This window comes from Comamonas odontotermitis, assembly GCF_014207855.1.
GTDB lineage: Bacteria > Pseudomonadota > Gammaproteobacteria > Burkholderiales > Burkholderiaceae_C > Comamonas > Comamonas odontotermitis_A.
Window position 1 is genome coordinate 1 of record NZ_JACHKZ010000043.1, and the last position, 21,070, is coordinate 21,070.

The 21,070-nt window shown below is 62.2% G+C and carries 17 protein-coding genes; 8 read left to right on the forward strand and 9 right to left on the reverse strand.

Annotated elements, in window-relative coordinates; genetic code table 11:
* Positions 1-298: 298 nt before the first annotated feature.
* Positions 299-703, forward strand: a complete 405-nt coding sequence (locus HNP33_RS19745) for a hypothetical protein (protein ID WP_184711589.1) — start codon at positions 299-301, stop codon at positions 701-703.
* 45 nt (positions 704-748) lie between these two features.
* On the opposite strand, the gene HNP33_RS19750 is transcribed toward HNP33_RS19745, so the two are convergent.
* Positions 749-1,486 (reverse strand): 16S rRNA (uracil(1498)-N(3))-methyltransferase, encoded by a 738-nt coding sequence (locus tag HNP33_RS19750; RefSeq protein ID WP_184711588.1) that lies wholly within the window; start codon positions 1,484-1,486, stop codon positions 749-751.
* A gap of 101 nt (positions 1,487-1,587) precedes the next feature.
* Positions 1,588-2,754 carry an aminoglycoside phosphotransferase family protein gene (locus tag HNP33_RS19755; RefSeq protein ID WP_184711587.1) on the reverse strand — a complete coding sequence of 389 codons (1,167 nt, stop codon included), beginning with the start codon at positions 2,752-2,754 and terminating at the stop codon, positions 1,588-1,590.
* Between the two features lie 114 nt (positions 2,755-2,868).
* On the opposite strand from HNP33_RS19755, the gene HNP33_RS19760 reads away from it, so the two are divergent.
* From HNP33_RS19760 to rsmA, 3 genes are all read left to right on the forward strand, one after another.
* A complete protein-coding gene (locus tag HNP33_RS19760; RefSeq protein ID WP_418903866.1) occupies positions 2,869-5,307 on the forward strand; it encodes an LPS-assembly protein LptD in 2,439 nt (812 codons plus the stop codon).
* A gap of 11 nt (positions 5,308-5,318) precedes the next feature.
* Positions 5,319-6,725, forward strand: a complete 1,407-nt coding sequence (locus HNP33_RS19765) for a peptidylprolyl isomerase (protein ID WP_184711586.1) — start codon at positions 5,319-5,321, stop codon at positions 6,723-6,725.
* 114 nt (positions 6,726-6,839) lie between these two features.
* Positions 6,840-7,601, forward strand: a complete 762-nt coding sequence (gene rsmA / locus HNP33_RS19770) for a 16S rRNA (adenine(1518)-N(6)/adenine(1519)-N(6))-dimethyltransferase RsmA (protein ID WP_184711585.1) — start codon at positions 6,840-6,842, stop codon at positions 7,599-7,601.
* Between the two features lie 119 nt (positions 7,602-7,720).
* Here the strand turns inward: rsmA and HNP33_RS19775 are convergent, their stop codons facing one another.
* The 3 genes from HNP33_RS19775 to HNP33_RS19785 all read right to left on the reverse strand — a co-directional run bounded on the left by HNP33_RS19775 (position 7,721) and on the right by HNP33_RS19785 (position 11,168).
* Positions 7,721-8,146: a barstar family protein gene (locus HNP33_RS19775; protein ID WP_184711584.1), complete on the reverse strand. Its 426-nt coding sequence runs from the start codon at positions 8,144-8,146 to the stop codon at positions 7,721-7,723.
* A gap of 129 nt (positions 8,147-8,275) precedes the next feature.
* The gene (locus tag HNP33_RS19780) at positions 8,276-8,689 is read right to left on the reverse strand and encodes a ribonuclease domain-containing protein (protein ID WP_184711583.1); all 414 of its coding nucleotides are present in this window, start codon (positions 8,687-8,689) and stop codon (positions 8,276-8,278) included.
* Between the two features lie 166 nt (positions 8,690-8,855).
* The gene (locus tag HNP33_RS19785) at positions 8,856-11,168 is read right to left on the reverse strand and encodes an NADP-dependent malic enzyme (RefSeq protein WP_184711582.1); all 2,313 of its coding nucleotides are present in this window, start codon (positions 11,166-11,168) and stop codon (positions 8,856-8,858) included.
* Positions 11,169-11,559: 391 nt separating this feature from the next.
* Here HNP33_RS19785 and HNP33_RS19790 point away from each other — a divergent pair, with 391 nt between their 5' ends.
* A complete protein-coding gene (locus HNP33_RS19790; RefSeq protein WP_184711581.1) occupies positions 11,560-12,192 on the forward strand; it encodes a hypothetical protein in 633 nt (210 codons plus the stop codon).
* 240 nt (positions 12,193-12,432) lie between these two features.
* A complete protein-coding gene (locus HNP33_RS19795) occupies positions 12,433-12,801 on the forward strand; it encodes a hypothetical protein (protein ID WP_184711580.1) in 369 nt (122 codons plus the stop codon).
* 208 nt (positions 12,802-13,009) lie between these two features.
* On the opposite strand, the gene HNP33_RS19800 is transcribed toward HNP33_RS19795, so the two are convergent.
* A complete protein-coding gene (locus HNP33_RS19800; protein ID WP_184711579.1) occupies positions 13,010-14,527 on the reverse strand; it encodes a CoA-acylating methylmalonate-semialdehyde dehydrogenase in 1,518 nt (505 codons plus the stop codon).
* A gap of 80 nt (positions 14,528-14,607) precedes the next feature.
* Complete coding sequence (locus tag HNP33_RS19805; protein ID WP_184711578.1) at positions 14,608-15,969, reverse strand: aspartate aminotransferase family protein; 1,362 nt, start codon at positions 15,967-15,969, stop codon at positions 14,608-14,610.
* 312 nt (positions 15,970-16,281) lie between these two features.
* Here HNP33_RS19805 and HNP33_RS19810 point away from each other — a divergent pair, with 312 nt between their 5' ends.
* The gene (locus tag HNP33_RS19810; RefSeq protein ID WP_184711577.1) at positions 16,282-17,889 is read left to right on the forward strand and encodes an alkaline phosphatase D family protein; all 1,608 of its coding nucleotides are present in this window, start codon (positions 16,282-16,284) and stop codon (positions 17,887-17,889) included.
* A gap of 73 nt (positions 17,890-17,962) precedes the next feature.
* On the opposite strand, the gene HNP33_RS19815 is transcribed toward HNP33_RS19810, so the two are convergent.
* Both HNP33_RS19815 and HNP33_RS19820 read right to left on the reverse strand, forming a co-directional pair.
* The gene (locus HNP33_RS19815) at positions 17,963-18,829 is read right to left on the reverse strand and encodes a methylglyoxal synthase (protein ID WP_184711576.1); all 867 of its coding nucleotides are present in this window, start codon (positions 18,827-18,829) and stop codon (positions 17,963-17,965) included.
* 144 nt (positions 18,830-18,973) lie between these two features.
* Positions 18,974-19,522, reverse strand: a complete 549-nt coding sequence (locus HNP33_RS19820; RefSeq protein ID WP_184711575.1) for a cysteine hydrolase family protein — start codon at positions 19,520-19,522, stop codon at positions 18,974-18,976.
* Between the two features lie 127 nt (positions 19,523-19,649).
* Between HNP33_RS19820 and HNP33_RS19825 the strand changes: the two genes are divergently transcribed.
* On the forward strand, positions 19,650-20,636 hold the full coding sequence (locus tag HNP33_RS19825; RefSeq protein WP_184711574.1) for a LysR family transcriptional regulator: 987 nt from the start codon (positions 19,650-19,652) through the stop codon (positions 20,634-20,636).
* The last annotated feature ends 434 nt before the right edge of the window (positions 20,637-21,070 follow it).

Consider the following 21,070-nt stretch of genomic DNA (forward strand, 5'->3'; position numbering starts at 1 on the left):
CAGTTTGTGGTGCGGTACTTGCGCCGACCCCAGTTCGTCTCACTCATCATCCGAGCCTACTACCGCTGCGGCCCGGATTTGTGCAACAAAGCCACACGCACCTGTCCATACCATGCAGCCCCACTGGCAGGTTCTAGAGAAGGGCGAGGACGATGAGTCCACCGTATGGGGGCTTCAAAGCATTACCTTGCATACGGCTGTGTCGGAGGCCGGAAGTCCATGGCCGGGCGAATGGCCGCCATGCCTGCCAGCAGCCGATGCCAGGCTAGCCCATGCAAACGAATGTTTTGGAGAACCCTTGATTCATGCGCAAGGCATTGCGCTCTACCAAATCAAGAGCCCATTGGGTGAGGACTGGATTGCACAGTGCGCTTTTACGGAAGAGGGACGTCTTCAGTACCTGACATTTGTCAAGATGCACGAGTGGAAGCCTCTGAATGGCGAGGGCGAGAATCCGCAGACAGCTGACACTCTGCCGTCACCCAAGTTGTCAGAAATTGGGCTGAGCGCTGCGGGCACATTGGCCCCGGCCAACGGGTGGTATGAAGCGCTGTTGCCTGCCGGGCACCCTATGCAGCCTTTTTATGCAAAGTCTGAAGTCCGGCTGGTGTACCGGGGGCAGGGCGAGCTTTTTCCCAAGCTGGGGGTGATGCCCGCCGATGACGAGGACTTGGTACAGTGGGCCTGGATAAGAGGGACTTAAGTCCGCTACCCACCGTCGCGGCGTAAAGGGGTAGTACGCAGGTTCTTATAAGGCGGCGAGGTACGCCAGTGCCGCCAGGGGCGCGGTCTCGGCGCGCAGCACCCGCGCGCCCAGGGTGACCGGAGCAAAGCCCTGGGCACGGGCCAGCGCTTCTTCGGCGGGGCTGAGGCCCCCTTCGGGGCCGGAGAGGAATACCACCGGCTGCGTTGCCACGCGCGCCTGCAAGGCCACGGGCAGCGGCTGCGTACCCTCGGCCAGCGACAGCACCAGACGCTGGGCGCCCGCCAGTGCATCTGCCCGGCTCCACTGCACCAGATCGACCGGCGCATGGATGACCGGCACCTGGTTGCGGCCACACTGTTCGCAGGCGCTGGCGGCAATGGCCTGCCAGCGCTCCTGGCGCTTGGTCGCCCGGTCGCCCTTGAGGCGCATCACGGAACGCTCTGCCTCCAGTGGCGTGATGCTGGCCACACCCAGCTCGGTAGCCTTTTCCACCAGCCATTCCATGCGCTCGCCCGCCGTGATGCCAGCCAGCAGATGCACCGCCACAGCCGCCTCGCGCTCCACGGCGGCATGGCTGTCGATGCGCACGGCCACATGGCTGCGGCCCATTTGCACGATGGTGGCCGCATATTCGCCTGCGGGCACGCCTGCCGTGCCGTTGAAGAGAGTGATGCCGTCGCCCGGCTGCATGCGAAACACTTGCACATGGCGCGCAGCCTCGGCGGGCAGATCCAGTTCGGCGCCAACGCGCAGCTCCACAGGGCAATAAAAACGGGGCATGTTTCAGGCCAGAAGTACTACAAATTCAATAGCTATTGGCGCTTGATGGTAGCTAGATGGTAAGGCGCCAAAGGTCGATTTCTATCCATTCCTGCCGCGCATCAGCCGCGGCCGATCACCCAGCCGCTCTGCTCCTCGATGCCCTCGATTTCCTGCACCAGGCGCAGCAGGGGTTTGAGCTCGCGGTAACGCGCCGCCGTGGCGCAGATGTACTGGATGAAGCGCGGTGCATCGGCCAGGTACCGGGGCTTGCCGTCGCGCAGGGTCAGGCGGGCAAAGATTCCGGCCACTTTCAGGTGGCGCTGAATGCCCATCCACTCGACTGCGCGGTAGAAATCACCAAAATCCTCGCCAAAGCCGCTGGCGCTCTGGGCGCCTAGCAGGCCTGCCTTGCGCGCCTTTTCCCAGTAGCGGATGGTGATGTCGATGACGAAGTCCTCGTCCCAGCTGATGAAGGCATCGCGGAGCAGGCTGGCGATGTCATAGGTGATGGGGCCATGGAGCGCGTCCTGGAAGTCCAGCACGCCCAGGGGGCTGGCAGGTTGGGCCGACGCGGCTGCACCCCATGGCACCATCAGGTTGCGCATCATGAAATCGCGGTGCACGAACACGCGGGGCACCGACAGGTTCTGCGCCACGATGGCGTCAAACGCGCCCTGCAGCACGGCTTGTTGCTTGTCGTTCAGCACCACGCCGCGGTGTTTGGCGATGTACCAGTCGGGAAAGAGCTGCAGCTCACGGCGCAGCACGGCTTCGTCGTACGGCGGCAGCACGCCTTCTTGCGATGCCTTCTGCCAGTCCACCAGAATATCGACGGCCTGCATGTACCAGGCATAGGCAGCACTGGGGTCTGCAGGGTTAAACTTCTCGATCACCGTCTGCGTGCCCAGATCCGACAGCAGCATGAAGCCATGGGCAGCGTCCCAGTCCAGAATCTGGGGCGCATTCAGCCCCGCCTGCGCCAGCAAGGCCTGCACCTTCACGAAGGGCTCGCTGTTTTCCTTGTCGGGTGGCGCGTCCATGATGATGCGCGTGCCGCCCTGGCTGCCATCAACCCGCAGGTAGCGACGAAAGCTGGCATCGGCAGAAGCCAGGCGTACGGTCGAGGGCACGAGGCCATGCTTGCCCGCCACGGCCTGCAGCCATGCCAAAAACAAGGCTTCGCGGGCGGGGTCGGCCCAGGTGACAGCCGTAACCACCGGTAAAGATTGCGCGGCGGTGTCAGTTGGAGCAGGCGCTGCAGAATTTGCAGCAATAAGGTCAGACATGGGGGAAATAGAATGGCTCATGGATAATGCAGATTCTACAAAGCCCCGCCGCCCCGTCGGGGCGCAGACCCGCCTGCATGCGCTGCATGATGTACAGGCCAGTGGCAATTTCCCATGGATATTCACGTTTTGACCGATGTGGCGCCCCGCTCGCCCCGCCCTGCCCGAAGCGCAGCCGGCGGCGCGCAGCGCATGGCGACAGCATCCACACGCTTTTCCACCACGGCCATCGCCAGCCTGTGCATGGCCATGCTATGGACGGCCCCGGCCATTGGCCAGACAGCGCCCGCGGCCTCTGCAGATGATGCAGGCCTGGTGCTGCGCACCAGCCCCCGCCTGCAGGAGACCCTGGGCTCCAGCCAGCGCGGCAAGATGCCAGTCTTCCTGGAAGGCGACGATCTGACCGGGCAGACCGCCGACATGACCACGGTCACCGGCAACGCCATGCTGCGCCGCGCCGACACCATGATCCGCGCCGACCGCCTGCGTTACTACGAGCCCAGCGACACGGCCTATGCGGATGGCAACGTGCACATCAACCGCGCAGGCAGCGTGTTTGACGGCACCGAGTTGCAGCTGCAGCTCGATTCGTTTGAGGGCTACTTCAAGGACGCCAACTACCGCCTGCTCCAGAACAACGCCTATGGCGTGGCCTCGCAGGTGGATTTCATCGACCGCGACCGTTCGGTGGTGCACCAGGGCACCTACACCACCTGCCAGCGCAACGACGAAGCGACTTGGACACCGGACTGGATGATCCGCGCCGACAAGATCAGCATCGACACGCTCGAAGAAGTGGGTGTGGCCGAGAATGCCGTGCTCGAATTCAAGGGCGTGCCGATCCTGCCCGTTCCGCGCATGAGCTTTCCGCTGTCGGAAAAGCGCAAGTCCGGCCTGCTGCCGCCCACCATGTCGCTGGACAGCGACAGCGGTTTCACCTATTCGCAGCCGTACTACTGGAACATCGCGCCCAACCGCGACGCCACCATCACGCCGACGGTCATGCTCAAACGAGGTGCGGCGCTGGCCGGGGAATTCCGCTACCTGGAGCCGACCTACAAAGGCACGTTGGCGGGCCTGTACATGCCCGGCGACAAGCTGCGCGATCGGGACCGCTGGTCGTGGCTGTGGCAGCACACCAGCACCCTGAATTCGCCCATCGGCGGCCTGGGGCTGAACATCAACCTCAAGCGCGTCAGTGACTCGGACTACTGGCACGATTTCCAGAGCAATGGCTACAAGCTCAACGAGCGCCTGCTCAACAGCGAAGCCTCCGTCAGCTGGTCGCGCGACGACCACAGCCTGCTGCTGCGTGCGCAAAAGTGGCAGACGCTGCAGGATCCGCTCTCGCCGATCGTGCCGCCGTATGACCGCATGCCGCAGCTGCAGTACCGCTACACTCCGCAGAACCTGCCGTTTGGCCTAGAAGCCAGCTTCGAAGCCGATGCAACGCGTTTCCGTGCCGACGACAACCTGCTGCGCCAGCCCAATGCCGACCGTGGCTACATGCAGGCCGAAATCAGCCGCCCCTTCGTGGCGCCGCAGGGTTTCATCACGCCCAAGCTGATGCTCAACTCGCGCCATTACAGCTTTGACAACTCACTCTACAGCACGGTGAGCAACAAGAGCCTGACGATTCCCACCGTCAGCCTCGACAGCGGCCTGGTGTTCGAGCGCAACACGCGCCTGTTCGGCCGCAATCTGATCCAGACGCTGGAGCCCCGCGCCTTCTACACCTACACACCCTACCGCGACCAGAGCATGGTGCCGGTGTACGACACGGCGCCGTACGACTTCAGCTTTGCCACCATCTTCAGCTCCAACTCGTTCAGTGGCTACGACCGCATTGCCGACAACAACATGCTGACCGTGGGCGCCACCACGCGCTTTCTGGATGCCGACACCGGCGCGGAAGCTGCGCGCTTTGGCATTGCCCAGCGCCTGCGCTTTTCCGACCAGAAAGTCGTCATGCCCGGCGCCAGCCCGGCAAACGAGCGCTGGTCGGACATCATGCTGGGCGCCGGCATCAACTGGACGCCGAAATGGGGCTTTGACACCACCGTGCAGTTCAACCCGGACAACGGCCGCTCGGTGCGATCCACCATGTCCGCCCGCTACAAGCCTGGCGACTACAAAACCCTGGCCGTGGCCTACCGCTTTCAGGCACAGACCAGCGAGCAGTGGGATGTTGGCTGGCAATGGCCGGTTGACCAGATCTTCAGCGACGGCGGCAAAAAAGCCAAAGGCGAAGGCCGCTGGTACACTGTCGGCCGCCTGAACTACAGCATGCGCGACAAGAAACTGGTGGATTCGGTCATCGGCCTGGAATACGCCGGTTGCTGCTGGAGCAGCCGCGTCGTGCTGCAGCGCCTGCAGAATTCGCTGGTACAGGCCAACACCAAACTGTTGTTCCAGATCGAGTTCACTGGATTGACCCGCCTCACGCTCGGTTCCGACCCCCTGGTCAGCATGCGCGACAACGTGCCCGGCTACCAGATGCTGCCCACCGGCAAGGGAGCGGCCGTTCCCAGCCGCTTCAGCAATTACGATTGATGCATTCGAACATGAAACAACGCATTCTTACCTGGAGCGCAGCCTGCAGCCTCGCGCTGCTCGCCACGGCTACTTCGGCACAAGGGCTCAAGGCAGCCAATGACAAGGGAGCTGGCGGCATGCGCCTCAAGGAAGCAGCAGGCGCTGGCATCAGCGCGCCCGCAGCCTCCCGCAGCACGCAATTGGCGCCTCGCTCGGCAGATTTCATCGTCGCCGTCGTCAATTCCGAGCCCATCACCAATGTCGAAGTGCAGCAGCAGTACGACCGCATGGTGGCGCAGGCCGAAAGCAGCAACGCGCCCACGCCTTCGGCGCTGCGCCGCCAGGCCCTGGAGATGCTGATCGCGCAAAAGATCCAGCTGCAGATGGCTGCCGAGCGCAACATCTCGGTCGACAACTTCACCATCCAGCAGGCCGAGGAAAACGTCGCCCGGCAAAACAGCCTGACCATGCCGCAGCTGCACGAGCGCCTGCAGCGTGAAGGCATTCCGCTCGCCCAGTTCCGTGCCGATCTGAAAAAGCAGCTGACGATCCAGAAGCTGCGCGAGGTGGAAGTCGATGCCAAGGTCAAGGTCAACGACCTGGAGGTAGACCAATACCTGCGTGAACAAAAGGCCAAGGCCGGCGTGGCCGATTCGGCACTGCAGCTCAACCTTGGCCACATCCTGGTGGCGGTGCCGGAAAACGCCAGCCCCGATGAAGTGCAAAAACTCCAGGCCAAAGCCCAGGCTGCCGTGGACAAAATCCGCGGCGGCGAGAGCTTTGACAACGCCGTGCGCGAATTCTCCGACGTTCCTGATGGCAAGGGCGGCGGCGCCATGGGCCTGCGCCCTGCAGATCGCTACCCCGAGCTGTTCGTCAACGCCACCAAATCCACGGCCGTCGGCAGCATTGCCGGCCCGGTGCGCTCACCTGCAGGTTTCCACGTTCTCAAGGTGCTGGAAAAGAACTCCGGCGAAGTACCTGCCATCGTCACCCAAAGCCATGTCCGCCATATCCTGCTGCGCCCCGGCCCCAAGCTGACGGAAGCGCAGGCGGTGGAGCGCCTCGAAGACTATCGCCGCCGCGTGATGGACCGCCAGGACACGTTTGAAGAGCTGGCGCGCCGCTACTCGGAAGACGGCAGCGCCAAGAATGGCGGCGACCTCGGCTGGACCAATCCGCATCAGTTCGTGCCCGAGTTCGAAGAAGCCATGAACGCCTTGCAGCCCGGCGATATCAGCCAGCCGATCGCTTCGCGCTTTGGCATCCACCTCATCCAGCTGGAAGGCCGCCGCGAAGCCAAGCTGAACCAGCGCGAACAGCGCGATCTGGTACGCAATATCGTGCGCGAGAAAAAGCTGGAGCAATCCTTCAACACCTGGGCGCAGGAAGCGCGCGCTCGCGCCTATGTGGAATACCGCGATCCGCCACAGTAACCAGCCTGGATGACCCTGCCTGCTGCTTTGTCAGTGCGGCGGTGTCATCATCGGTAAAGGCCGCAGGTCTTCCCTTATTTTTCAGGCGGTGCTTTGGCACCGCTTTGTCATTGCATGAAACATATCCCCCGCAAACGCTTTGGCCAGAACTTCCTGACCGACGGCGGCATCATCGACTCCATCGTCCAGGCCATCCACCCGCAGCCGGGCCAGCCCATGGTCGAGATCGGCCCCGGCCTCATGGCACTCACCCAGCCCCTCGTCGAGCGCCTGGGCAAACTCACCGTGATCGAGCTGGACCGCGATCTGGCAGTACGCCTGCGCCTGCGCCCCGAGCTCGACGTCGTCGAATCCGACGTGCTCAAGGTGGACTTTCGCGCCATTGCCCAGCGCCTGGGGGTGCCCAAGCTGCGCGTGGCGGGCAACCTGCCCTACAACATCTCCAGCCCCATCCTGTTTCACCTGCTAGAGCAGGTGGACGTGGTGCAGGATCAGCACTTCATGCTGCAAAAAGAGGTGATCGACCGCATGGTGGCCCGGCCGGCCACCTCCGACTATGGGCGCCTCACCGTGATGCTCCAATGGCGCTACGCAATGGAGAACGTGCTGTTCGTGCCGCCAGAAAGCTTTGACCCGCCCCCAAAAGTGGACAGTGCCGTGGTGCGCATGGTGCCGCGCGAGCAGCCCGCGCAGCTCAATCCCAAGTTGCTCGAAGAGATGGTCCAGGTCGCCTTCAGCCAGCGACGCAAGATTCTGCGCAACACTCTTGGCAAATGGCTGGAGCAAAAAGGCTTTGCTGGCGACTTTGATCTGCAGCGCCGCGCCGAAGAAGTACCTGTGGCCGAATACGAAGCGTTGGCGGCCCATTTTTCGTGATTGAAAATTGATAGCGTCATGTGCTTGCCAGTTGGACGCTGAAATCGTACTTGCATCAAAATTTCGGCAAAAAAATGCCCGGCTTGACCGGGCGTTTTTGCAGGTGAAAGCGTGCCGCTCTACAGAAACGAATAAAAGCAGCGAAACGGAATCTTGCGCTCTGCCCAGTATTCGGCAGCATCCATGAAAACGTCGAGCAGTTGTTCACGCGCTTCGCGGTCAAACTTCATGGCAGTCGGAATCTGGTCCAGCACCACGACAAAGCCAGGCTGGGGGCCACTTTTGTGCAGCGGGTCGGTCAGGCAGTCGTACAGCGCATCAAAATTCTTGCCATAGTGCGGCGGAAAGTAGAACTGCATGCCGATCAGCTCCAGCACATCGGCCTTGGAGAGGGCATGCGCCAGATTGGCATACAAAAAATGCTGGCCCAGAGCCTGGGCCGCATCCCGCAAATCTTCCAGGCGGTAGGCGCGGATGGCCTGCACGATGTTCGGTCGCACAAAGCGCAGCGGCGTATCCTGTACCTGACGAAGTGGAGCGTCCATCTCCGTAGCTCTTTCCATTAGCATCTTGAAAAACCATGCCCCATCAGGGGTTCCATTGGCATTGTTGACCTACCCGATCCCTCTGCGCAAGCCGTTTCTTGCGGAAAAGCGACATAGGACTGATCTGACTCACTCATTCACAATACGGCGAAAGCTGTTGTAGTGATCACTGGTGTAGTAACAGGTGTCTGGCACCGTCGGCACCTGGCCGCCGCAGACAATGCGGCGTGCGCCTCGGTCACGTGAGCCTGGGGTTTTGACGGTGTATTCGCGGTAATAGCCGCGTTTTTGCCGGGGCAAAATACGCTCGCGGTTACCAAAAACCACCCCGTCCTTCTCATGCGGGAAAGGGCCGCCGTCCAGAATCAACGCATAGGTCTTGCGCCCCTGCACGGGCAGATCAGCGAGAGTGACGGTATCCAGCCCATCGCCAGAAAACAGCCCGCCACGCGCCTGCGCCAAGCCCGGCGCCAGCATGACACTGGCGCTCGCCACACACACCATCACAGACCGGCGGGCTATCGAAGCCAGTGCATTCAGCATTCACGACACCTTTCAGAATTACGGGTTATCCCGAAATTCAGCCAGCCAGTGTGACGGATTACCCCCCAAAATGCAAGACGCCTGCCCAAAATTTGAGCAGGCGTCTCAGACTTTCACCATTCAGCGGCCCGAAAACGAGCCGCTGAAGAGTATCAAATCGTAGCTATCAGCGGGCAAAATTCGCGTCTGCAACCGCAATTGCCGTCATATTGACGATACGGCGCACGGTAGCGCTTGGCGTCATGATATGAACGGGCTGCGCAGCACCCAACAGGATGGGGCCAATCGCAATATTGCCGCCCGCCGCCGTCTTGAGCAGGTTGTAGCAGATGTTGGCCGCATCGATATTGGGCAGCACCAGCAGATTGGCGCTTCCCGTAAGCGGACTGTTGGGCATCACATTGGCGCGTTGCTTGGGATCCAGCGCCACATCGCCATGCATTTCGCCATCCACCTCAAGCCATGGTGCCTGCACCCTGAGCAGGTCGAGTACCTGGCGCATCTTGACGGCGCTGGGCTGGTTGGACGAGCCAAAGTTGCTGTGCGACAACAACGCTGCCTTGGGCTTGATGCCAAAGCGCGTCAATTCCTCCGCCGCCATGATGGTGATTTCGGCCAGTTGCTCGGCAGTCGGGTCGTAATTGACGTGCGTGTCCACCAGAAACACTTGGCGGTCCGGCAGCAGCAGGCCGTTCATGCAGGCGAAGGTGTCCACACCGGCGCGGCGGCCGATCACCTGCTCGATGTACTGCAGGTGGTGCATGGTCTGGCCCCAGGTGCCGCAGATCAGGCCATCCACCTCGCCCTTGTGCAGCAGCATGCTGCCGATCAGGCTCAGGCGGCGGCGCATCTCGATCTTGGCAATCGGCACGGTCACACCCTTGCGTTCCGTCATTTGGTGGTAAGTTTGCCAAAAATCACGGTAACGGTGGTCTTGTTCCACGTTCACCACATCATAGTCCACGCCTTCCTTCAGGCGCAGACCGAATTTCTCAACACGTTGGGCAATGATGGAGGGGCGGCCGATCAGGGTCGGGCGAGCCACGCGCTCGTCCACCACGATCTGCGCCGCACGCAAGATGCGCTCTTCCTCGCCTTCGGCGTAGGCAATGCGCTTTCTGGCAGCTTTCTTGGCGGCCATGAAGATGGGCTTCATCGCGGTGCCGGAAGCGTAGACAAAGGTCTGCAGGTGCTGGCGGTAGGCGTCCATGTCCTGGATCGGGCGCTCTGCCACGCCACATGCAGCAGCAGCTTCGGCCACTGCAGGGGCGATCTTCATCATCAAGCGCGGGTCAAACGGCTTCGGAATCAGGTATTCCGGGCCAAAGGAAAGATCCTGGCCCGCATAGGCGTTGGCCACTTCCTCGGTCTGCTCTGCCTGTGCCAGATCGGCAATGGCATGCACCGTGGCAATTTCCATCTCGGTGGTGATGGTGGTGGCGCCACAGTCGAGCGCACCGCGGAAGATGTAGGGGAAGCACAGGACGTTGTTGACCTGGTTCGGATAATCCGAGCGACCGGTTGCCATGATGATGTCATCACGCACGGCCTTGGCGTCTTCGGGCGTGATTTCGGGGTTGGGATTGGCCAGCGCAAAGATGATGGGGCGCGCAGCCATGCGCTGCACCATGTCCGGCTTGAGCACGCCGCCCGCAGACAGGCCGAGGAACACGTCTGCGCCATCAATCACCTGCGACAGCGTCCGTTTTTCGGTATCTTGCGCAAAAAGAGCCTTATCTTCATCCATCAGCTCGGTACGGCCCTTGTAGACCACGCCAGCGATATCGGTAACCATGACGTTTTCGCGCTTAAGGCCGATCTCCAGCAGCAGGTTCAGGCAGGCAAGCGCTGCCGCACCTGCGCCCGAAGCCACCAGCTTCACCTCATCGATCTTCTTGCCCGCCACCTTGAGCGCGTTGACCATGGCTGCGGCCACGGTGATGGCCGTGCCGTGCTGGTCGTCGTGGAAGACCGGAATATTCAGGCGCTTGCGCAGCTCGCGCTCCACAAAAAAGCACTCGGGCGCCTTGATGTCTTCCAGGTTGATCGCCCCAAAGGTGGGCTCCAGCGCGGCAATCACATCCACCAGCTTTTGCGGGTCTTTTTCGTTGATTTCGATGTCAAAGACGTCAACACCAGCGAATTTCTTGAACAGGACGCCCTTGCCTTCCATCACCGGCTTGGATGCCAGCGCGCCGATGTCGCCCAGGCCCAGCACCGCCGTACCGTTGGAGATCACGGCCACCAGATTGCCACGGCTGGTGTATTTGAAAGCAGCAGCGGGGTCTTTGACAATCTCCTCGCAGGGAGCCGCAACGCCGGGCGAATAGGCCAGCGCCAGATCGTGCTGGTTGGCCATGGGTTTGGTGGCTGCAATCGCCACCTTGCCAGGGCGGGGAAACTGGTGATACTCCAGTGCGGACTGGCGCAACAGGGCACGTTTATCCACCGCGGTCGGTGTTGAATTCTTATCAGTCATAGCGATCTCCGGCATCACTCAGTATTCACAAATAAGGCAGCTGGCAGGAATGTGCATTCAAGGCCGGAAACAAGGTGGGCATTCCCGGCAATCCATGCACAAGCGGTTGAAGGCAACTCCATCAACAGGCCGCAAAGCCTTGCGGTCTATACACAGCGCCACTGCAAGCCATTGTAGGCGCAGGCCTCATCATGCCGCATTAGCAACGCCGCCAAGTCCTATGAAAAAGAGTTATGACCTTTTGTGACGGACTCGCTGCACTGCAGCAAAATGACCCAGCTACTGGAAAGCACTTGTGCGCCTTGCGGAACGGGTGTTCGGCTGCACAGCAGGGGGTTGCTGCCGATAGAATGCATATTTGCGCTATTTTGGCCGCTTGGGCCCACCTGACATGGATTTGCTGCTACTGGTTCTTCTTATTTTGGTTGTGAGCTTTGTGCTGCGCACCAAGGCCCAAAAGCAGCGCATTGCCGTGCTGGCGCATTTTTTGCGCAATTACGACATTGAAAAGCTCATGGAGCGCCTGGTGGGCAGCTACATGCGAGCGCTTGACGAAAAAGACCCCGCGCGCCAGCAGCAGATCTGGGAGCTGCAGCAGCCCGTGGAAAACAGCCTGGCGAGCCAGTTTGGTAATTTTGCCGACGCACTGGCCAAGGCGCCCGAGCCCGCCAACGGCGCCACCTTCCGTATCGGCACCCAGGCACTGGGTTTTCCGTTTGCCAAGCTGATCGAAAAGCTGCAAGGCGACAAGGGCAGCTTTGACCTGCGCACCGCCATTCGCATCCATGCAGACGGCATTGCCGCTGTAGTAGCCAATGCCGAGGGCCGCAGCCCCAAGGAGCGGGCCTACACCTTGCTGGCAGAGATGTACCTGATGCAGCACACCTGCCACTGGTACTGCAAATCCAAGGCTGTAGCCTCCGCGCGCATGCAACTGCGCAACCAGACCAGCTACGAGCAAGTGGTGCAAAGCGTATCGCCCGCCACGCGCAACGCCTATCTGGCGCTTACGGGCCAGCGCTAAGAATTCTCTGCAAAACGCCCTGCCGTGGTCTGAACGCGGTCTCGGGTGGTCTACTTCCACCCCCTCTGGGGAGGGCTCTGCAAAGGGTTCTGAAGCGCCCACCAGAACCCGCGGTTTCCCCCGCAATCCTGCGTGCAATTGCCGCCATCGGCTGACAACGCCACAGCTCCTTGCCCCTCACAATGGTTCTACCGAGCGTTTGCCGCGGGCACGCCTGTTGACTAGAAAAAGGGGGAACCTATGCCACGATTTCCGCAAACGGCCCTGGTGGCCATGCTGCTGTCCAGCGCCGCACTGCTGAGCGCCTGCGACCAGGCGCATTCCGTTCATGCCTCGGCACCGCCTGGCACGGTGGCAGCGCAGATACAGCCCGTACCCGACAAGCCCCTGTTCAACGACCCCATCGTCAAGTCGCACGATGTGCTGCCGCATGCCAAGGCCGATACCCAGGAGCCCTTGCCACCCGCAGTTGCACTGGCATCGGCCACTGCCGCCAGCCCTGGTGCAGCCCCCACCGATGCGCAGGGCGGAGGCGTCAACCCCGCCGCGGGCATGGGCGCTGCCATCACCGACAGCAAGGGCGCGCAGCACGACGGGGACGGAAAATAGGCCACGCGGCGTAGAGTGGCACGGCTCGCCGCCCGCAGAAGCAAAAACTATTATTTTGGTAGCTATACGCGCTTAACGGATAAGCGCCAATGACCACTGGCGCCATGCCAGCACCATGAATGACGAGCCCAAGCCGGTAGGGCCTGCATTCACCATGACAAAGGGCGCCCGTGGGCGCCCTTGGTTTGGTTCTTGCCTCAGACTGCGCTCAGCGGCTGCTGGGGAAGCTGAACACCGCGCCTTCGCGCACACCTGCCGAGGGCCAGCGCTGGGTGATTGTCTTGCGCTTGGTGTAAAAGCGCACGGCATCGGGGCCGTAGGCGTGCAGATCGCCGAACAGGCTGCGCTTCCAGCCGCCGAAGGAGTGGTAGGCCACAGGCACTGGCAGGGGCACGTTCACGCCCACCATGCCAACCTGGATGTGGTCGGTGAAGTAGCGTGCTGCCTCGCCGTCGCGGGTGAAGATGCAGGTGCCGTTGCCGTACTCATGGTCGTCGATGAGCTGCATCGCTTCCTGCAGCGTCTTCACGCGGACGATGCCGAGCACAGGGCCGAAGATCTCTTCCTGGTAGATCTTCATGCCGGGCTTGACGCCATCAAACAGGCAGGGGCCAAGGAAGTAGCCTTCTTCGTGGCCCGCCACCTTCAGCGTGCGGCCGTCGATCAGCAGTTGTGCACCCTCGGCAACGCCGCTGTCCACATAGGCCTTCACCTTTTCGAAATGCGGTTTGGTGACCAGCGGGCCCATGTCGTTGGCGTTGTCGGTACCGGGGCCGACTTTCATCTTGGCGATCTCGGTCTTGAGGCCGGCAATCATCTTTTCAGCGACCTCGTCGCCCACGCAGACGATCAGCGGCACCGCCATGCAGCGCTCGCCGCAGGAACCATAGGCGGCGCCCATCATGGCGTTCACCGCATTGGCGACATCGGCATCGGGCATGACCACGGCGTGGTTCTTGGCGCCACCCAGGGCCTGCACGCGCTTGCCGCTCTTGCAGCCTTCGCCATAGATGTATTCGGCAATCGGGGTCGATCCGACAAAGCTCACGGCCTTGACGCGCGGGTCGTGCAGCAGCGTGTCCACCGCCTCCTTGTCGCCATTGACCACGTTCAGCACGCCCGGCGGCAGGCCCGCCTCCAGCGCCAGCTGGGCAATGAACAGGGCACTGGTGGGGTCCCGCTCGGAAGGCTTCAGCACAAAGCTGTTGCCGCAGGCCACGGCCATGGGCCACATCCACAGCGGCACCATGGCTGGAAAGTTGAACGGCGTGATGCCTGCCGTAACGCCCAGCGCCTGGAACTCGCTCCAGCTATCGATATTGGGGCCCACGTTGCGGCTGTGCTCGCCCTTGAGCAGCTCAGGTGCGTAGCTGGCGAATTCCACGTTCTCGATGCCGCGCTGCAGCTCGCCATGTGCATCGGCCAGCACCTTGCCGTGTTCGGCGGTGATCATCGCGGCGATCTTGTCGGCGTTTTCTTCCAGCAGCACCTTGAGCTTGCTCATCACACGCGCACGCTTGAGCGGCGGCGTGTTGCGCCATGCGGGGAAAGCCTTTTCGCCCGAGGCGATGGCCGCTTCTACCGTGGCCTTGCTCGCCAGCTCGACGCTCACGGTCGATTGGCCGGTAGCGGGGTTGAACACGGGCTGCGTGCGGCCGCCATCGTGCACGATCTTGCCGTCGATCAAGTGGCCAACGGTGGCAGTCACATTCTTGTCGTGGTTCATCACAATCTCTCTTGGATTCAAATCAAAAACGGCGCCAGCGCCCTGTACAAGAGCGCCGGCAGCTATAGGTTTTATGACAATCAGTTGGTTTCCGCCAGCGCATCGCCCAGGGCGTTGATCAGGCGGTCGATTTCGGCCTTTTCGCTGATGAACGGAGGCGCCAGCTGGATGGTGTCGCCGCCATAGCGCACGTAGAAGCCCTTGTCCCAGCACTTCATCGCGATCTCGTAGGGGCGCTTGGCAGGCTCGCCAGGCACTGGCGCAATGGTAAAGCCCGCTGCCAGCCCATAGTTGCGGATGTCGATGATGTGCTTGGCGCCCTTCAAGCTATGCACGGCGTTTTCAAAGTAAGGCGCCAGGGCCTTCACGCGACCGGGCATGTCTTCCTTCTCCAGAATGTCCATCACCGCCACGCCCGCTGCGCAGGCCACCGGGTGGGCCGAGTAGGTGTAGCCGTGGGCAAACTCCAGCATGTATTCAGGCCCGCCTGCGGCCATGAAGGTGTCGTAGATTTCCTTGGTGACTACGCAGCCGCCCAGCGGTTGCGCACCGTTGGTCACCTGCTTGGCAAAGTTCAGGATATCGGGCACCACGCCAAAGGCTTCCGAGCCCGTCCAGGCGCCGCAGCGGCCAAAACCGGTGATCACTTCATCAAAAATCAGCAGGATGTTGTTCTGCGTGCAGATTTCGCGGATGCGCTCCAGATAGCCCTTGGGCGGAATCACCACGCCTGCCGAGCCAGAGAAAGGCTCAACGATCACGGCTGCGATGTTGCTCGCATCATGCAGGGCGATCACATCAAGCAGCTTGTCGGCCAGCGCGCGGCCACCGTCTTCAGCCATGCCCTTCTGGAAGGTACCCGCCGGCGGCTGAGTGTGGGGCAGGTGATCTGCCGCAATGCCCTGGCCAAACATCTTGCGGTTGCCGCCGATACCGCCTACCGAGATGCCGCCGTAGTTGACGCCGTGGTAGCCCTTTTCGCGGCCAATCAGCACCGTCTTGCTGGCCTGGCCCTTGAGGCGCCAGTAGGCGCGCACCATCTTCAGCGAGGTGTCGGCGGCTTCCGAGCCCGAGCCGGTGAAAAACACGTGATCCAGACCCGCAGGCGTGTGTTCCTTGATCTTGTTGGCCAACGCGAACGAGGCCGGATGGCCAAACTGGAAGGCAGGCGCGTAATCAAGCTGCAGCGCGGCCTTGCCGATGGCTTCTGCCACTTCCCTGCGGCCATGGCCAATGCCCGAACACCACAGGCCCGACAGGCCATCAAAAATCTTGCGGCCTTCGCCATCGGTGTAATAGGCGCCCTGGCCGCCCACGATCATGCGCGGCTTGGCCTTGAAGTTGCGGTTGCCGGTGAACGGCATCCAGTGCGCCTCCAGCCAGGCGGCGTCGGTGCGCAGCGCAGCGCCTGTGGTCTTCTCGTCGATCTGCACAAAGCTCATGGTTTTCTCCTAGGAACGGCGGCGTCCCGTGTTTTCCAGTGTGGATGTGGCATTGTGGGCCGCTTTTTTTCTTATTCAAATATTGACATATCAAAGCTCACTTGCAGATTTTCGCAAGTAAAGCCGGAGACAAAGCCCAGAGAATGGCGCCGAACCGCAGGCGGTTTGCGGGCCAGATGGAAATTTTCGGTGCTATCAATAATGGAGCTATCAGCACTCACCCCTCAAGCACCAAAGGACTGTTTGATGCTTCATCACTGCGTCATATGGCAGGACTAAGGTAGCAGTTTTGCTGCTACCGATAAAACCGCCATGTCCTCCCACGATCCATCCGCCCGCCGCCGCTTTCTGCTCTCGTCCACCGCCATGGCGGGCACGAGCCTGCTGCCAGGCATTCTGCGCGCGCAGACGGCGCCCGCCGCCATCACCCAGGATGCCGCACGGCCCCTGCTGCTGTCGGGTCTGCAAAGCGGCGATGTGCTGGCCAACAGCGCCATCGTCTGGGCCCGCGCCAGCCGCGAGGCGCGCATGCGCGTGGAATGGTCCACCACCAGCAGCTTTGCCCAGAGCACCCTGGTGCGCGGCCCCGACCTGCTGCCCGATACCGATGGCACCGGCCGCGTCGATCTGCAAGGCCTGCCTGCCGGGCAGGACATCTTCTACCGCGTGGTGCTCGATGACCTGGCCAGCAACAATACCCGCGCACCTGCGGTGCTGGGGCATTTGCGCACGCCGCTGGCAAGCCAGGGCCCGGCCACGCGCCCTTTCCGCCTGGTGTGGAGCGGCGACACGGTGGGCCAGGGCTATGGCATCAACGAAAGCATCGGCGGCATGCGCATTTATGACGAAATGCGCAAGACCAACCCCGATGTCTTTCTGCACAGCGGCGACACCATCTACGCCGACGGCCCCATTTCCGAGACCATCGCCCTGCCCGATGGCGGCACCTGGAAGAACCTGGTGACGCCCCAGGTGGCCAAGGTGGCCGAAACGCTCGACGAATACCGGGGCCGCTACCGTTACAACCTGATGGACCGCAACGTGCGTGCGCTGGGCAGCGAGGTCGCGCAGATCTGGCAGTGGGACGACCACGAAGTCACCAACAACTATTCGGACAGCAAGAGCGTTGCCAATGACAAGCGCTACACCGAGAAAAACGTGCACCTGCTCACCGCCCGGGGCCGCCGCGCCTTCATGGAATACGCCCCCATGCGCCCCTTTGGCGCCGCCGAGCAGCAGCGCGTATACCGCCACCTGCCCCAAGGGCCGCTTGCAGACATCTTTGTGCTGGACATGCGCACCTACCGCGGCCCCAACACCCACAACCTGCAGACGGTGGAGAGCGCGGAGACGGATTTCCTCGGCAGGCCCCAGCTCGACTGGCTGCTCGCGGGCCTCAAGGCCAGCACCGCCACCTGGAAGCTGATTGCCGCCGACATGCCCATCGGCCTGTTCGTGCCCGATGGCAAGGACGCCGAAGGCCGCGACCAGTGGGAAGCCATTGCCAACGGCGAGCACGGCGTGCCCAAGGGGCGCGAGCTGGAGATGGCGCGCCTGTTGAAAGGCATCAAGGACGCAGGCATCCACAACGTGGTGTGGCTCACGGCCGATGTGCACTACACCGCCGCCCACCACTACAGCCCCGAGCGTGCGCAGTTCCAGGATTTTGCGCCGTTCTGGGAGTTTGTCTCCGGCCCCCTCAATGCAGGCGGCTTTGGGCCGAACGAGGCGGACAAGACCTTTGGCCTCGATGTCGTCTTCCACAAGGCGCCGCCCAAGGCCAATTCAGCCCCGAGCGAGGGCTACCAGTTCTTCGGCCAGCTTGACATTGATCACAAGAGCCGGGCGCTTACCGTGGTGCTCAAGGATTTGAACGGCGCCTCGCTCTACACCAAGACGCTGGAGCCGCAGCAAGCCTGAACGCCACGTTCAGACCACGGCAGGGAGTTTTGCAGAGGTTCCCTAGAGTACAAAGACTACCCTTGCCGGGCGCCTACGCCCGCCTGACAGCCGCATCGCACCAGCGCTGCACCACAGCGGGCGATGTCATGCACACCACATCGAGCGTCTTGGTCGTCACCGCACGCTCCAGCAGCTGGATGTCGGCCTCGTGCTGGCGGGCCACATGCGGGTCTTCAAAAAAGATGGCGCGCTGGCAGCGGCCTTCCAGCACCAGATCGGCAATCTGCGCATCGCCCCCCAGCGGGCCGCTGTTGTAGCGGCTCACCCAGAGCGTGCCAGCGGGCCAGCCTTTGCTCCAGGCCATTTCGTTGAGCTTTTGGCCCGTGGTGCCCGTGCCCACGCGGCGGCCGTAGCGCGAAAGCAGCTCGAAATTCGCCGCCGCAAACTCCAGCATCGCGGGCTTCATCGCATCGTGGGCAATCAGCGCCAGGGTCTGCGATGCATAGCTGTGCAAGCTGTCTGCATGGCGGTCGCGCGGCAGGCCGGCATGGATGCGCTCCATCTCCACCCAATCGCGCGCACTCGCCACCGTCGAAATAAATGGCTTGCCGTGGATCACGCACTGGCGCTTGAGCGCCAACGCCTCGGGGAAGATGGAGGAGGGATCGACCGGATCGGTCAGGTAAATGGCGCCGTCCAGCACCCGCCCCTCGTCGGGCATGCCCACCACTTCGGCCACCAGCTTCATCAGCCCGCCTTCGCGCCCGTAGGGGTAGCGCACCAGGCCTTTGTGGCCCTTGAGCATTTCGGCCGCAGCAATCGCGTCATAGGTGCGGCCCACGGCATGAAAACCAATATTCAGCTCACGGATGCCCTGCTCGCAAGCGCGCAAAAAGGTGAACAGCGCCGCATCATCGCTGCGGTGGTGCAAACGGTTGGCAGCAAGGCCCAAAAGCATGGTCAATCCCGTGGTGTGGCAAGTGAGGGGAAAGCATAGCGCCAAAACCGCGCCAGGGATGTGGCGGCAGCAGTAGGCACTGCGCCTCAACACTATCGAATCAATAGCTTGAGGCGCTTAACCCGCTTGCGCTAAAAGGCATTTTTATGGATTACTGGCTACACCATCCGCCCACTGCTGCGCCGTCTGCAGGCGCGCACGCGGGCCAAAGCTGCTGGTGGTGCTGAGGGTAATGTTGTGGTGCGCAATCACCTGCTGCGGGGTGACGGCGGCATTGCCGCAGGTGGTGTGTGCGTCTTCCACCAGTACCACCGGGTAGCCATGGCGCAGCGCCGCGCGGGTGGTTACATCCACACAGTATTCAGTGTGCATGCCGCAGATCACCAGCTCCTGCACACCCAGGCCCTGCAGCGTGGGCAGCAGATCGGTTTTCCAGAAGGCGTCGCCCGTGGTCTTGTTGCTGCGCAGATCGGCGCCCTCCACCTGCAAGCCTTGCGCCAGCTGCCAGCCGGGCGTGCCCGGTTCAAGCCCCGGCTCTGCGTGCTGCACCCAGATCACGGGTATGCCAGCCACCCGTGCAGCTACAGTCACCCGGTTGATGCGGGCAATCAGCCCGGCGCAATCCCAGGCGGCCCCCGGGCCTTCGCACAGCCCTTGCTGCACATCAATGACGAGAACGGCGGTACGAGACATGGGCATTCCTGCGGGTGAGTGGCACAACCAGCCTGGATTCTAGGGATCCTCCGTAAACCCCTCGCCAGATGGGATAGACGCCGCCCTGCACCGCAAGCTGTTGCCCCTGCGGCAAAGCCGCTAAGCTATGCGCATGGCCGCCACCCCCCCTGTTTCTGCACCCCTGCCCCATCCCCCGGCTGCCGCGCGCCGCGCGCGGGCGGTGCTCGGGCAGCTCAGCGACATGGATCTGCGCCTTCTGCAGGTCTTCAAAAGCGTGGTGGAATGCGGCGGCATGTCGGCCGCCGAGCTGGAGCTGAACATCGGCACCTCCACCCTCAGCCGCCACATGAAGGACCTGGAAACCCGGCTGGGCATGGTGCTGTGCCGGCGCGGACGCGCGGGCTTTGCGCTCACCCCCGAGGGCCACCAGGTCTACGAGGCCACCTTGCAGCTGCTCGGCGGGGTCGACCTGTTTCGCAGCCGCATCGACGACATCCATGCGCGCATGGGCGGCAACCTGGAAATCGCCGTGTTCGACAAGACGGTGAGCAACCCTCAGGCGCAGATTCACCGCGCGATTGCGCAGTTCCACACCGCCGCGCCCGATGTGAACCTGCAGCTGCATGTCAGCTCCATCAACGCCATCGAGCGCGGACTGATGGACGGACGCTTTCATGTCGGCATCATCCCCGCGCACCGCAGCTCGGCCAGCCTGGTGTACCGCGACCTGTTTGGCGAAAACATGCAGCTGTACTGCGCCGCCGGGCATGACCTGTGGCACAAGCCCCATGACAGCCTCGACTGGGAGGCCCTGCGCCACTACCCCTTTGCCGGGCTGGGCTACCACTCGCCCAACATGGAGCTCTCGCACAGCGTGCGCCTGCCCCGCGCCGCCACGGGTTTTGACCAGGAATCGATTGCAACCCTGATTCTGTCCGGGTGCTTTCTGGGCTTTCTGCCCGACCACTACGCCGCCCGGTTTGAAGAGCAGGGCCTGATGCAGGCGGTAGGCCCGGACCGCTTCCACTACCAGTGCCAATTCGTCGCCATGTGGCGCCTCTCGCCCGCCCCCAGCCGCGTGGCGCAGGCTTTTATCGACTGTCTGCTCCAGGCCCACACAACGCCTGCGTAAGCTGCTATCAAATTAACTTATCCACAGAAATGCGCTTCCCGGTGTGTATTTTTTTCTCCGAGGGAGATCAAAGGGAGTTGACCGCGCAACAGCCCGAACATTGCACAAAATTATCCACAGGCTGATTGCGCATCTCGGGCTGCGGCGGGATGGCCGTTTTATGGGTTCCCATTGATGCTGCGAATTTTCGCGCTATGGGCAAATTGGCAAAGGCAGGCTCCCGGAGTGCGTGGTTGCAAGCAGTTGTTGAAGGGTGCGAAATCGGAACGAAGCCAGGAAGTTGGGGATAGTGATCGCCCTATATAGCTCTGAGGTTAGGATGGCTGCTTTCGGCCAATAGCGGCTTTGTTGCACAAATCCGGGCCGCAGCGGTAGTAGGCTCGGATGATGAGTGAGACGAACTGGGGTCGGCGCAAGTACCGCACCACAAACTG

What these genes read in the sequence shown, in the direction of transcription:
- HNP33_RS19765 (WP_184711586.1), top strand. Translation starts at nt 5,319, where the DNA reads ATGAAACAACGCATTCTTACCTGGAGCGCAGCCTGCAGCCTCGCGCTG.
- HNP33_RS19795 (WP_184711580.1), top strand. Translation starts at nt 12,433, where the DNA reads ATGCCACGATTTCCGCAAACGGCCCTGGTGGCCATGCTGCTGTCCAGC.
- HNP33_RS19820 (WP_184711575.1), bottom strand. Translation starts at nt 19,522, where the DNA reads ATGTCTCGTACCGCCGTTCTCGTCATTGATGTGCAGCAAGGGCTGTGC.
- HNP33_RS19785 (WP_184711582.1), bottom strand. Translation starts at nt 11,168, where the DNA reads ATGACTGATAAGAATTCAACACCGACCGCGGTGGATAAACGTGCCCTG.
- HNP33_RS19825 (WP_184711574.1), top strand. Translation starts at nt 19,650, where the DNA reads ATGCGCATGGCCGCCACCCCCCCTGTTTCTGCACCCCTGCCCCATCCC.
- HNP33_RS19750 (WP_184711588.1), bottom strand. Translation starts at nt 1,486, where the DNA reads ATGCCCCGTTTTTATTGCCCTGTGGAGCTGCGCGTTGGCGCCGAACTG.
- HNP33_RS19775 (WP_184711584.1), bottom strand. Translation starts at nt 8,146, where the DNA reads ATGGACGCTCCACTTCGTCAGGTACAGGATACGCCGCTGCGCTTTGTG.
- HNP33_RS19790 (WP_184711581.1), top strand. Translation starts at nt 11,560, where the DNA reads ATGGATTTGCTGCTACTGGTTCTTCTTATTTTGGTTGTGAGCTTTGTG.
- HNP33_RS19800 (WP_184711579.1), bottom strand. Translation starts at nt 14,527, where the DNA reads ATGAACCACGACAAGAATGTGACTGCCACCGTTGGCCACTTGATCGAC.
- HNP33_RS19805 (WP_184711578.1), bottom strand. Translation starts at nt 15,969, where the DNA reads ATGAGCTTTGTGCAGATCGACGAGAAGACCACAGGCGCTGCGCTGCGC.
- rsmA (WP_184711585.1), top strand. Translation starts at nt 6,840, where the DNA reads ATGAAACATATCCCCCGCAAACGCTTTGGCCAGAACTTCCTGACCGAC.
- HNP33_RS19780 (WP_184711583.1), bottom strand. Translation starts at nt 8,689, where the DNA reads ATGCTGAATGCACTGGCTTCGATAGCCCGCCGGTCTGTGATGGTGTGT.
- HNP33_RS19810 (WP_184711577.1), top strand. Translation starts at nt 16,282, where the DNA reads ATGTCCTCCCACGATCCATCCGCCCGCCGCCGCTTTCTGCTCTCGTCC.
- HNP33_RS19760 (WP_418903866.1), top strand. Translation starts at nt 2,869, where the DNA reads ATGGATATTCACGTTTTGACCGATGTGGCGCCCCGCTCGCCCCGCCCT.
- HNP33_RS19815 (WP_184711576.1), bottom strand. Translation starts at nt 18,829, where the DNA reads ATGCTTTTGGGCCTTGCTGCCAACCGTTTGCACCACCGCAGCGATGAT.
- HNP33_RS19755 (WP_184711587.1), bottom strand. Translation starts at nt 2,754, where the DNA reads ATGTCTGACCTTATTGCTGCAAATTCTGCAGCGCCTGCTCCAACTGAC.